The organism is Dyella agri (genome assembly GCF_044904705.1).
GTDB classification, from domain to species: Bacteria; Pseudomonadota; Gammaproteobacteria; order Xanthomonadales; family Rhodanobacteraceae; genus Rhodanobacter_A; species Rhodanobacter_A agri.
In genome coordinates this window covers 437,580-449,693 of the sequence record NZ_JADIKL010000001.1, presented here as the reverse complement: position 1 = coordinate 449,693, position 12,114 = coordinate 437,580, and the positions used below count along the sequence as shown (strand labels likewise).

General features: G+C 67.9%; 11 protein-coding genes. 5 read left to right on the top strand and 6 right to left on the bottom strand.

What is annotated here, in order from left to right; genetic code table 11:
* Positions 1-13 precede the first annotated feature (13 nt).
* From ISP14_RS02000 to ISP14_RS01985, 4 genes are all read right to left on the bottom strand, one after another.
* Complete coding sequence (locus ISP14_RS02000) at positions 14-526, bottom strand: DUF3301 domain-containing protein (protein ID WP_404535783.1); 513 nt, start codon at positions 524-526, stop codon at positions 14-16.
* A gap of 25 nt (positions 527-551) precedes the next feature.
* Complete coding sequence (nadC, locus tag ISP14_RS01995; RefSeq protein WP_404535780.1) at positions 552-1,409, bottom strand: carboxylating nicotinate-nucleotide diphosphorylase; 858 nt, start codon at positions 1,407-1,409, stop codon at positions 552-554.
* Positions 1,406-3,652: a DUF1631 domain-containing protein gene (locus ISP14_RS01990; RefSeq protein ID WP_404535777.1), complete on the bottom strand. Its 2,247-nt coding sequence runs from the start codon at positions 3,650-3,652 to the stop codon at positions 1,406-1,408. The genes nadC and ISP14_RS01990 overlap by 4 nt, the downstream gene beginning before the upstream one ends.
* A gap of 91 nt (positions 3,653-3,743) precedes the next feature.
* Positions 3,744-4,016: a Trm112 family protein gene (locus ISP14_RS01985; protein WP_404535775.1), complete on the bottom strand. Its 273-nt coding sequence runs from the start codon at positions 4,014-4,016 to the stop codon at positions 3,744-3,746.
* Between the two features lie 60 nt (positions 4,017-4,076).
* On the opposite strand from ISP14_RS01985, the gene purE reads away from it, so the two are divergent.
* The 3 genes from purE to ISP14_RS01970 all read left to right on the top strand — a co-directional run bounded on the left by purE (position 4,077) and on the right by ISP14_RS01970 (position 6,199).
* Positions 4,077-4,580: a 5-(carboxyamino)imidazole ribonucleotide mutase gene (gene purE, locus ISP14_RS01980; RefSeq protein ID WP_404535772.1), complete on the top strand. Its 504-nt coding sequence runs from the start codon at positions 4,077-4,079 to the stop codon at positions 4,578-4,580.
* Positions 4,577-5,734: a 5-(carboxyamino)imidazole ribonucleotide synthase gene (locus ISP14_RS01975; protein ID WP_404535770.1), complete on the top strand. Its 1,158-nt coding sequence runs from the start codon at positions 4,577-4,579 to the stop codon at positions 5,732-5,734. The genes purE and ISP14_RS01975 overlap by 4 nt, the downstream gene beginning before the upstream one ends.
* Before the next feature lie 90 nt (positions 5,735-5,824).
* Positions 5,825-6,199, top strand: coding sequence for a hypothetical protein (locus ISP14_RS01970; protein WP_404535768.1), 375 nt, complete (start codon positions 5,825-5,827; stop codon positions 6,197-6,199).
* A gap of 201 nt (positions 6,200-6,400) precedes the next feature.
* Here ISP14_RS01970 and tsf read toward each other — a convergent pair whose 3' ends face one another.
* Both tsf and rpsB read right to left on the bottom strand, forming a co-directional pair.
* Positions 6,401-7,279, bottom strand: a complete 879-nt coding sequence (gene tsf, locus ISP14_RS01965) for a translation elongation factor Ts (protein WP_404535766.1) — start codon at positions 7,277-7,279, stop codon at positions 6,401-6,403.
* Between the two features lie 97 nt (positions 7,280-7,376).
* Positions 7,377-8,252 (bottom strand): 30S ribosomal protein S2, encoded by an 876-nt coding sequence (gene rpsB, locus ISP14_RS01960; protein ID WP_404535763.1) that lies wholly within the window; start codon positions 8,250-8,252, stop codon positions 7,377-7,379.
* Between the two features lie 326 nt (positions 8,253-8,578).
* Here rpsB and map point away from each other — a divergent pair, with 326 nt between their 5' ends.
* Together map and glnD are read left to right on the top strand one after the other, a co-directional pair.
* Positions 8,579-9,343: a type I methionyl aminopeptidase gene (map, locus tag ISP14_RS01955; RefSeq protein WP_404535761.1), complete on the top strand. Its 765-nt coding sequence runs from the start codon at positions 8,579-8,581 to the stop codon at positions 9,341-9,343.
* A 123-nt stretch (positions 9,344-9,466) separates the two neighbouring features.
* A complete protein-coding gene (gene glnD / locus ISP14_RS01950; protein WP_404535759.1) occupies positions 9,467-12,097 on the top strand; it encodes a [protein-PII] uridylyltransferase in 2,631 nt (876 codons plus the stop codon).
* Positions 12,098-12,114: the final 17 nt, after the last annotated feature.

Here is a 12,114-nt window from a genome sequence, read left to right as displayed (position 1 = left end):
GCGCCACGGGCTCTCAGTGCAGGCGGTCGCCGCCGGAATGCCGCGGCGGTCGCAGCGGGACGACGTTGCTGCCGGGCGCGGGTTCACCTGAGCGATCGGCGGTGGACTCGCTCGAACGGGGAAGTGCGGGGCGGGGTTCCAGGTCGACGATCTTGGCCGTCGCCGCGGGTTCGGGCGGGGTAAGCACTACCGTGGGCAGCCGCAGTTCGCTCATGGTGTTGCCCAGCATCCACAACGAGCCCTGCTCGCGGTCGGCACCGTCGATGCTCACCTCGAAACCGTAGCAGCGCTCCAGTCGGCGCCGGCCGTCCACGCGGCGCAGGCGCAGCGCGCGCAGGCCCACGGTTTCGTCCAGCAATTGCAGGCCGTAGCGCTCGCATTGCAGCCGCGCCTCGGTGGCCGCGCGTTCGCGCGCCACGCTCGATTTCAGCCACAGCCCGATCACGGCGATCAGCGCCAGCAGCACCAGCAGGTCGTTGACGTTGCCCATGTCCCGCAGTGTGTGGGCGGGCAGGGCGGCACGCAAGGCGGTACCTGCCCTGCGATTCGGATCAGTCCAGCCGCAGCCGCAGCGACAAGTCGACCGCGTGGACGTGCTTGGTCAAGGCGCCTACCGAGACGAAATCGACGCCGGTGCGGGCATACCCGCCGATGGTGTCCAGGTCGACGTTGCCGGATACCTCCAGCGGCACGCGCCCGGCAGTGAGCTGCACGGCCTCGCGCATCAGCGGCACGTCGAAGTTGTCGAGCATGATGCGATCCACGCCGGCGGCGAGCGCCTGTTGCAGCTCATCGAGGTTTTCCACCTCGACTTCGAGCAGCAGACTGGGGTGCAGGCGACGCGCCTCCATCACCGCGGGGGCGATGCCGCCGGCAGCGATGATGTGGTTCTCCTTGACCAGGATCGCGTCGTACAGGCCGATCCGGTGGTTGTGGCCGCCGCCGCAGCGCACCGCGTACTTCTGCGCCAGGCGCAGGCCGGGGATGGTCTTGCGGGTATCGAGCACGCGCGTGCCTGTGCCTGCCACTGCGGCCACATAGGCGGCGGTGGCCGTGGCGGTGCCGGACAGCAGCTGCAGGAAATTCAATGCCGAGCGTTCGGCGCTCACCAGCGAGCGGGCGTGGCCGGCCAGCCGGCAGATCACGGTGCCGGGGGCCACGCGTTCGCCATCGCGTACCTGCCAGTCGATGTGCACGGCCGGATCCATGCGCCGGAAGCAGGCATCGAACCACGGAGCCCCGGCGATCACCGCGTCGTCGCGGCAGGTGAGCGCAGCCGCAGCCGCGGCACCGGCCGGCAACAACTCGGCGGTGGCGTCGCCCTTGCCGAGATCCTCGGCAAAGGCGCGTTCTACATCGGCAGCAATCAGTTCGGGGGACGGCGGGTCGAACGGGAGCCTGGCATTCATTCGGTGTCGATATTCGGGTTCGGGGCGTCGGGTTGGCGCAGGCGGCTGACGATGGCGCTCATCGCGCGATCGAACAGTGCATTGGTGGCCAGTACCTGGGCATGGCCGCCGATCAGTAGCACAGCCAGTTCCTGCGGTGCGTAATCGGCCACCTTCAGGCCGCGCCGGTTGACGAACAGGTAGCGGCCGCTCATCGGGCTGATCCACGACAGCTTGGCCCGCACCATCGGTTCGTCGGGCAGCTGGAACTCCAGCCAGGTGCCGGGTTGCAGCGCCTCCACCTGCTGCCACTCGGGGCTGTCGGTAGCGACGGGCACGCTTTCTTCAGGCAGCTCGTCCGGTTCGGCAGGCTCGTCGGCGACGACGATGGGCTGGATGCTTTCCGGTATCGCGGAGGCGCTGCTGGGGGCAGGGGCGGCGGGCTCGCGCGCCGGTTCGCCCAGCTGCTGGCCGTACCAGTCGCGCAGCTGTGCCAGCAGGCGTTCGATGTCCTGCGGCTGGAACGCCACATTGGCCAGGCCGCGGCGCAGCGCGCGCTCGATGCCGGGCAGCAGATGGCGCAATTGCTGGCGCGCAGCGGCGTCCTGCGGTGTTCGCGCGCTGGCGATGAAATCGTCCACGAAGCGCAGCCCGTCGCGGAACTCGGACGAGTCCTCGCCCTGGCGCAGCAACACCAGGACCAGGTGGTTGGCCCAGGCCCGTGCCAGCACCTCGTGCACCAGCGGCGGCAGCTTGCGCCCGTCGATGCGCTCGACGATCTCGCGGGCGGCGCGGCGGCGCGCCTGCTCCAGTTTTTCGCGGCCGCGGGTGGATTCGGCCACGCGCTGTTCGGCCAGTTCAGAACGGCGCCGGTTGAGTTCGTGGAACTGCTGCAGATCCAGCAGCAGTCGTTCGAAGATGCCGATGTCGTCGTCGAACTCGTGCAGCAGCTGGTCGACGACGCTCTTGACCTTGTCGTGCAGCCGGCCGTCGCGGTCGGATTCCGGCGACCAGCCCTTGGCCTGCTCGGCCAGCGCGTCGAGCAGGCGGCGCGCCGGGTGCTGGCGGTGGGCGAACATCTTGCGGTCGAGGATCGCCGCCTTGAGGTAGGGGATCTGCAGCCGCGCCAGCATCACCTGCATTTCGGCCGGCAGGGTCTGGTCGTCGAGGATGAACTCGAACAGCATGCCGACCAGGTCGATGGTGTCTTCGTCGATGCTGGCGACGTGGCTGGGCCGTGCGCCGCGCAACGCGGCGAGCTGGGCAAGCAACTGCTCCTTGAGCTGGGCCACCATGTCGCGTTCGAGGCTGCCGACTTCGGCGGCCATGGCGTGCACCGGTGCGGCGCCGGCGGCCAGCTGGGTCTGCAGCAGGCTGAGCGCGCCCAGCAGCTCGTTGCTGGAAGGCGGCGGCCCACCGCCGGCCTGGACATGGGGCATGGCGGTGCCGCGCCGCGCGACGAACAAGCCGTGCAGAGTCTGCAGCAATTCGGCGGCCGCGGGGTCGACCAGCTCGTCCGCGCCGGTACCGGTCGCGCCGGCTTGCCCCGCCGGTGTGCTGCCGGGGGCGCCGCGCGGTGCGACCGGGCGTAGCTGCGGCAGTACGCCGGCGCGCGCCAGCTCGGCGTTGGCCTCGGCGTACAGTTCCTCCAGCGTGGATAGCACGTAGCGATCGAACAGCTTGTAGATGAGGAGCTTCACGCGCGTGTCCGCGCCCAGCTCCTTCAGCGCCTGGCGAAAGGCCTGCGACAGCGCCGCCGGGGCGACCGGATTGCTGGAATCTTCGATCTTGCGGCCGCCACAGATCACCGACAGGCGCTGGTTGATGGCGAACAGATCGCGCACCAGCCGGCTCTCGTGCTTGCTGCTCATGCTGGTGATCGCCAGCGATTCCTCCAGCTCGGAGTCGGCGACCAGCGACAGTTCGGCCATCGCCGGCGACGATGCCGACGGCGCGGCGCGGCTGGCCAAGTTGCCCAGTTCCCGGTTGACCGTGGTGAGGAAGTTGCGCTCGATCGCCGGGCGGCGCTTGCGCACCTCGCGCATGCCATCGAAGTAGTGCGTCTGGCTGGCGTTGTTCTCGGCCTTCTCGGCCAGGTCGAACAGTGCGTCGTCCACATGCTCGAACAGGTTGCCCAGGCATTGCTGCAACCGTTTGCCGGCGATGCCGCGCACGGCGTTGAGCAACTCGCCGACGCGCTCGCCCGAGGCGTCGAGGCGCGGCGCCAGGGGGACGATCTTGGGCGGTTCGAAAGCTTCGTTCATGGCCACACCGGGAGGTTGTCTTTGGCGCGGATGCGTCCTGCGGGCTGGTCGTCGATCCGATGACGAGGGTTCGGGGCGTGGGGACGGGAACTCAGGGGGCGCTCGGGAAATTGTTCAGCTGGAGGGTGCCGATGCCTTCTTCGGGCAGCATGACGGGGATGCCGTCGTCGACACGATAAACCAGCTTGCGGTCGGTGGTGATCAGGCCCTCATCGAGGCGCTCGCGCACGGGGCTGCCAGCCGTCGTCATCACACCGCCGGCCGCGATGGCGCCGTTCAGCGCGTCCAGTTCCGCGCGGCCCAACGGGCGCACCGGCGTCTTGCTAACTGGGCAGCACAGAATATCGAGCAGGCGCTTGTCCATGGGCGAAATCGTTGCGGGTCCGGAAAGCCCGTACAATAACCATTTTTGGACGGCCGGACCATGACAGCAACGACGGAAACGCCACGAGTTGGCGTGGTAATGGGGTCGCGTTCGGACTGGGAAACCATGGAGCATGCCTCCGGAGTGCTGACCGAGCTGGGCGTGGTGCACGAGGTGCAGGTGGTATCCGCGCACCGCACGCCAGACCTGCTGTTTCGCTACGCCGAACAGGCGGCCGGACGCGGCATCCAGGTGATCGTTGCTGGTGCCGGCGGGGCCGCCCACCTGCCGGGCATGCTGGCGGCCAAGACTCGGCTGCCGGTATTCGGCGTTCCAGTGCAGTCCAAGGCGTTGAACGGCATGGATTCCCTGCTTTCGATCGCGCAGATGCCGGCCGGCATACCGGTGGGCACGTTGGCGATCGGCCGTGCCGGCGCGGTGAACGCCGGCCTGCTTGCTGCGGCGGTTCTGGCGTTGCACGACCCCCGCCTGGCCCAGGCACTGGAGCAGTGGCGCGCAAAGCAGACCCAGGCCGTGCTCGACCAGCCGGACCCGCGCGCATGAGTGCATCGCGCCAACCGGTGCTCGGCATCCTGGGCGGGGGCCAGCTGGCGCGCATGCTGGCGCTGGCGGCCGCACCCCTGGGGGTCAACACCTTGGTGGTGGACAGTGCTGCGGATGCCTGTGCCGGCCAGGTGGCGCCGCTGGTCAAGGCCGACTGGACCGACTACGCCGCGCTGGAAGACTTCGCGCGCAAGGTCGACGTGGTCACCTTCGATTTCGAGAACGTGCCGGCGGAAACCGCGCAATGGCTGGCCGGGCGTGTGGCGGTGTTCCCGAACCCGCAGGCGCTGGCGGTGGCGCAGGACCGGCTTGCCGAGAAAACCCTGTTCCGCGAGTGCGGGCTGGACACGCCGGGGTTCATGGCGGTGGATACCCGCGCCGACCTCGATCGCGCCCTGGCCACGGTGGGCGCGCCGGCGATCCTCAAGACGCGCCGGCTTGGCTATGACGGCAAAGGCCAGTTCCGGCTCAAGTCGGTAGCCGATGCCGACGCGGCCTGGGCCGCGCTCGGGAACCAGGCGGCGAAGCACGGCTTGATCCTGGAGGCCTTCGTGCCATTCCAGCGCGAACTCTCGGTGCTCGCGGTGCGTGGCCGCGACGGCGATTTCCGCACCTGGCCGCTGACCCGCAACTGGCACGTGGACGGCGTGTTGTCGATGAGCCTGGCGCCGGCGCCCGACATAGCTGCGCTGCAGCCGCGTGCCACCGCGTTGGCGCGCACGCTGGCCGAGCGGCTGGACTACGTGGGCGTGTTCGCACTGGAACTGTTCGTGAAGGACGGCGAGCTGCTTGGCAACGAAATGGCGCCGCGCGTGCACAACTCCGGCCACTGGACCATCGAAGGCGCGCATACCAGCCAGTTCGAGAACCACGTGCGAGCCGTACTCGGCCTGCCGCTGGGCGACACCGGTGCACGCGGGCTGTCGGCGATGTTCAACTGGATCGGCGAACTGCCCGATGCGGCGCCCGTGCTGCGCGGTGTCGACGCGCATTGGCACGACTACGGCAAGTCGGCACGCGCCGGCCGCAAGGTAGGGCACACCACGGTCTGCGCGCCGGATGCGGTGCGACTGGCACAGAGGCTGGAGGCGCTGGGTTGTGAGTTGGGGCGCGAGGCGCAGGTGGCGCCTACGGTGGAGGCGTTGCGCGGGTGAGCTGTCCGGTGCATTGGACACGAGCTAGTTAGAAGTTAGAACGTGTGACATCGCTAACTGAAACAGGGGGAGAAAATGAAATGCCTACTTATGGCAACTATCATTCTTGCCGCTATGGCATCCATGTCAGCCTCCGCTCAAAATCAAAACTCCGCCATGAATGGGGCTTTCAAGCTCTACCAAGAAGTCGTCACAGGTAAAGTAGCTTGGTCTTCTCTAACAAAAGACCAGCAAGCAGAAGTGCAGCTTGTGCAAGCTATGTTGGCAAAGCCGCGATACACATCTCAAAAGTGCGAAGACCTGGCTGACAAGCAAGAAAAAGCTAAGCGCGCTGCCGACGACCTGAGGGAATGCCTCGCAAACTCTGATGGCAGCGATGATTGCGACTCGCAAATGCAGGACGCTAAAGACGCGCACGACGAATATGAGGACGCTCTTTCCGATACTGATGGCGATTGTCAGTAACTACAGGTGGAAAAGCGAAATACGAAAAAGCCGCGGTTTTCCGCGGCTTTTTCGTTTCTGGCGCTTGAAGGATCAAGGCAAGAGCGTTCGTGCCTGATGGTCAAAAAAGGGGCTCCTGCCCCTTTTTTGACTCGTCCGGTTCGCAGGGCGAACCGGACTCCGCTTCGCGTGCGCCCATGCATGGGCGCAGCGATGCAGGGCTTAGCCCTGCATCGCCTTGGCGACTTCGGCCAGATAGTCTTCCTGCACCTTCTCGATGCCTTCGCCCACGGCCAGGCGCACCACCGAGACCACGTCGGCGCCTTCCTTCTTCAGCGCGTCGCCCACGGTGACGTTGGTGTCCAGCACGTAAGGCTGGCCGACCAGGGTGACCTCGGAGACGATCTTGTTGATCTTGCCCGAGACGATCTTCTCCAGGATGTCGGCCGGCTTGTTCTTTTCCTTGTCCGACATCGCGGCCAGCGCGATTTCCTTTTCCTTGGCGATGAAGTCGGCGGGGACGTCCTCGGCCTTCACGTAGGGCGGGTTCATCGCCGCCACGTGCATGGCGATGCCCTTGGCCAGCTCGTCCGAGCCGCCCTTGAGCGCCACGATCACGCCGATCTTGCCGCCGTGCGAGTAGGTGGCCAGCGGGCCATCGTTCTCGACGCGCGCCGCGCGGCGCACTTCGATCTTTTCGCCGATGGTCGCGGTCTGCGCCTTGGCGGCTTCCTCGATGCTGGCGGCACCCGGGAAGGCGGCAGTCTTCACGGCGTCGATGTCGCCGGCGCTGGCCTTCAGGGCGGCCTCGGCGACAGCGTTGGTGAACTCGATGAAGTTCGGCGCCTTGGCGACGAAGTCGGTCTCGCTGTTGACCTCGACCAGCACGGCCTTGCCGTCAGCCTGGGCGGCAGCGATGCGGCCTTCGGCGGCGATGCGGTCGGCCTTCTTCTCGGCCTTGACCATGCCGGTCTTGCGCAGCCACTCCATCGCGGCGTCGATGTCGCCGTTGTTCTCGACCAGCGCCTTCTTGCATTCCATCATGCCGGCGCCGGAACGCTCGCGCAGTTCCTTGACCAGTTGGGCGGAGATATTGCTCATCGGTATTCCTCGCATGCTTGGAGGCATCGTGACGGCATGCGCCACGACGCCGGTATGGCTTGTCGATGCCGGCGGCGGTTACCCGCCGCCGACCGGCTTACTTGGCGTCGCGCGGGGCGCGGGCGCCGTCGCGGCCACCCTCGCGGCGCGGCGCGCCATTGCCCTTGCGGGGGGCGGCGTCGCGGCGCGGTGCGGACGGCTTGCGCTCGCTGCGCTCGGCCTTGGCGACCGGGTTGCCTTCCTCGTCCAGCTCGACGAACTCATCGGCGTCGCCCTGGGCGGCGGCCGGCGCGGCAGCCTTGCCTTCCAGGATCGAGTCGGCGGCAGCGCGGGCGTACAGCTGGATCGCGCGGATCGCGTCGTCGTTGCCCGGGATCGCGTAGTCCACCAGCTCCGGGTTGTAGTTGGTGTCGACCACCGCCACCACCGGGATGCCCAGCTTGCGGGCTTCCTGCACGGCGATGTCTTCGTGGCCGATGTCGATCACGAACAGCGCGTCGGGCAGGCGGTTCATGTTCTTGATGCCGCCCAGCGAGTTCTCCAGCTTCTCGCGCTCGCGGCGCAGAGCCAGCACTTCGTGCTTGACCAGCTTCTCGAAGCTGCCGTCGGTCTCAGCGGCTTCCAGCTCCTTCAGGCGACCCACCGACTGCTTCACGGTGCGGAAGTTGGTGAGCATGCCGCCCAGCCAGCGCGCGGTGACGAAGGGCATGCCGGCGCGGCTGGCCTCGTCGATCAGCGCCTCGCGGGCGGAGCGCTTGGTGCCCACGAACAGGATGGTGCCGCGCTTCTGCGCCAGACCCGACAGGAAGTTCATCGCGTCGGTGAACAGCGGCAGGGTCTTTTCGAGGTTGATGATGTGGATCTTGCCGCGGGCACCGAAGATGTACGGCGCCATCTTCGGATTCCAGTAACGGGTCTGGTGACCGAAATGCACGCCGGCTTCGAGCATTTCGCGCATGGTGACTTGAGCCATGGTGTAACTCCTTGCATTGGGCCTTTTTGGTGTGGCCCGGGGGGTTGGGACCTCCACGCATCCCCGGCTTCGACCGCAGGGCCTCCTTGTGTGGCGGAGACGGCTGCGGCACCCCGAAGGCGGTGCCGATGCGTGTGTGGCGTTGGTTTGGGCTTGTACCGCGGCGCGGTTACAATCCCGTTTCGCCTTGCGGTGCGCGCCTGTCGAACGAGTCGACGACGGTCTGCAAAACTGCGAGATTATAGCCGGTACGCCGGCGCGGCGGCAAGTTGCCTGCGGATGCTGTATTGATTGGCAGGGCTGGCGTCGCCATCTGAGCTTCCATTATGGCAATCACACTGAAATCCCCCCAGGACCTCGAAGGCATGCGCGTGGCCGGCCAGCTGGCCGCCGAGGTGCTGGCCATGCTCAAGGAACACGTCAAGCCCGGCGTCACCACCGAGGAGCTGGACCGGCTGGCCTGGGAGCACATCGTCAATGTGCAGAAGGCGATTCCGGCCAACGTGGGCTACCACGGCTTTCCGAAGACCTTGTGCACCTCGGTCAACCACGTGATCTGCCACGGCATCCCCAGCCCCGGCAAGGTGCTGAAGGACGGCGACATCGTCAACCTCGACGTCACCGTCATCAAGGACGGCTGGCACGGCGACACCAGCCGCATGTACTTCGTGGGCACCCCCTCGGTGCTGGCCAAGCGGCTGGTCGAGACCACCCACGAGGCGATGATGCGCGGCATCCGCGCAGTGCGCCCCGGCGCCACCCTGGGTGATGTGGGTCATGCGATCCAGCAACATGCCGAGGCGGCGGGTTTTTCCGTGGTGCGCGAGTACTGCGGTCACGGCATCGGCAAGGTCTACCACGACGAGCCGCAGGTGCTGCACTACGGCAAGCCCGGCACCGGTGTGGAGCTGAAGGAAGGCATGACCTTCACCGTCGAGCCGATGATCAATGCCGGCAAGCCGCACACCAAGCAACTGCCCGACGGCTGGACCGTGGTCACCAAGGACCACTCGCTCTCCGCACAGTGGGAGCACACCATCGCGGTGACCGCCGATGGCTTCGAGATCCTCACGCCCTGGCCGGATGCGTAGGACGCGCCCTGTGCGCGATGGGTTCCAGAGCGAAAGGCCATCGCACACAGAGTGTGTTTCTGCAGATAAGGTCGGGCGGCGTGGCAGACTGACAGCTCCTTCCCGCCGCACCGAATCCCGCTGATGAGCGTTGCGCTTCCTCCCCTGCCACGCCTGCCGCCGGCCGTGCCGCGTTCGGGCGTGTCGGCCGACGCGCGGCGCGCGCTGCGACAGCTGCTGGGCGACGTGGATCGCGCACTGGCCGCCGCGTTTCGCGATGGTGCGGACGTCAGCGCGCTGGCGCGCCGGCGCGGCGAGGCGGTGGCGCGCATCGTGGTGCACGTGTGGACGGCCTGCCTGGGCGACGTGAGCGGCGCGGCGCTGTTCGCGGTGGGTGGTTTCGGGCGCGGCCTGCTGTTCCCGCATTCCGATGTGGACCTGCTGGTGCTGGACGAACAGCCCGAGCCGGCGCGCCTGCGCGCGCTGGAGCAGTGCTTCGCCACGCTGTGGGACGTGGGCCTCAAGGTGGGGCACGCAGTGCGCGAGCCGGCGCAGTGCCGTGCGCTCGCCGCCGCGGACGCCAGCGTGTTCACCAGCCTGCTCGATGCGCGGCGACTGGCCGGCGATGCGACGCTGGAGACGGCGCTGCGCGCCATCGTGGAAGACCCGGCATTGTGGCCGCCGCGCGACTACCTCGCCGCGCGGCTGGCCGAGCGCGACGCACGCCATGCGCGCTACGACGACACCGCCAGCAATCTCGAACCCAACCTCAAGGACGGCCCCGGTGGCTTGCGCACGCTCGATTCGCTGCGCTGGCTGGGGCGCCGCCTGGCGCACGCCGGCGGCTTCGAGGCGATGCAGGACGCTGGTCTGCTCGATCCTGCCGAGCGTGCCAGCCTCTGCGAAGCCGAAGCCACGCTGCGCCGTTACCGTTGGGCGCTGCACCTGGAAGCAGGGCGGCCGGAGGAGCGCCTGCTGTTCGACTACCAGCGCGCGCTGGCCATGCGGCTGGGTTTCGAGGACGAGCACGAGAAGAATCTCGGCGTCGAGCAGTTCATGCAGGGCTATTACCGCGCGGCCAGCCAGGTCGAGCGGCTGGGCGTGCAGATCGCCGAACGCTTCGTCGAACTGCTGGAGCCGCCCGGCGAGGCGAAGCCGGTGGGCGAGGATTTCGTGCGTTACGGCACGCGACTGGCCGTGCGCGATCCCGAGTTGTTCGCGCGCCGCCCGGCGACGCTGGTGGAAATCTTCATCGCACGACTGGACGAGCCGGGCCTGATCGGCTTCACCGCCGACACCATGCGCCGCATCCACCAGGCCACCGCGCAGCACGACGGCAAGCTGGCCGGCGATCCCGAAGTGCTGGCTGCGTTCCTGCGCCTGCTGCGACGCGGCGCGCCGGCGGTGGACGCATTGTGGCGGATGAACCGGCACGGCCTGCTTGCCGCGATCCTGCCCGCGTTCGGTCAGGTGTTCGGGCGCATGCAGTACGACTTGTTCCATGTCTACACGGTCGACGAGCACACGCTGCGCGTGCTGCGCCAATTGGCGCGCTTCGCCGATCCCGCGGCACGCGCCGAGTTCCCTGTCGCCTGCGAACTCTGGCCCACGCTGGACCAGCCGGAGTTGATGCTGCTGGCCGGGCTGTTCCACGACATCGCCAAGGGCCGTGGCGGCGACCATTCGGTGCTGGGCGAAAACGACGCGCGCGCGTTCTGCGCCAAGCTGGGCTTGCCGGCGGCCGACGGGGAGCAAGTGGCCTGGCTGGTGCGCTGGCACCTCTTGATGAGCACCACCGCGCAGCGTCAGGACATCACCGATCCCGAGGTGGTGCAGCGTTTCGCCGATGTCGTGGGCGACCGCGAGCGGCTCGGCCGGCTCTACCTGCTCACCGTGGCCGACATCATCGGCACCAGTCCGAAATTGTGGAATGGCTGGAAGGATCGCCTGCTGGCCGATCTCTACGCAGCCACCCGCCATGCGCTGCACAGCGATACGCAGCCGGTACGCGATGCCGCGGCGCGCCTGGAGGCGTGCCGTGCGCAGGCGCTGGTCCTGCTGCAGGCGGAAGGCATCGATGCGGCAGTGGTCGAACGGGCGTGGCGCGCGTTTCCCGAGTCCAGTTTCCTGCGCCACCGCCCCGAGCAGATCGCCTGGCAGACCGCGGCCATCATCCGCGCGGACGGGGTGTGGCCGCTGGTCGCCGTGCATCCGCTCTCGGTGCGCGGCAGCACCGAGTTGTTCGTCTGTACGCCCGACCGAGACGGCTTGTTCGCCAGCGTCACCGCGATGCTGGACCGGCTGCACTTCTCGGTGGTGGAGGCGCGCATCCTCGGTTCCAACGCCGGCATGGCGATGGACACCTTCCTGCTGCTGGAGGCGGACGGCCAGCAGCCGGCCAGCGCGGCGCGCGCGGAGGAACTGCGCCAACGCATGCAGCGCGCGCTGGCGCAGGGCGGCCAGATCCTGCCGCCACGGCGCAACATGTCGCGCCAGCTCAAGCATTTCCAGATGCCGCCGCGGATCGACTTCCGGCAAGTCGACGGGCGCACCCGCATGGCGCTGGTGTGCAGCGACCGCCCCGGCTTGCTGGCAGCGGTAGCACAGGTGCTGGTGGCCTGTACGGTGCGCGTGCACGATGCGCGCATCGCCACGTTCGGCGAGCGCGTGGAGGATTTCTTCCAGCTCACCGACCGGCACGATGCGCCGCTGGACGAAGCGCAGCAGCAGCGGCTGTTGCAGGCGCTGCGGGCGCGGCTGGGGCAGGTTGCCTGACGATGCCAGCTCGCGCG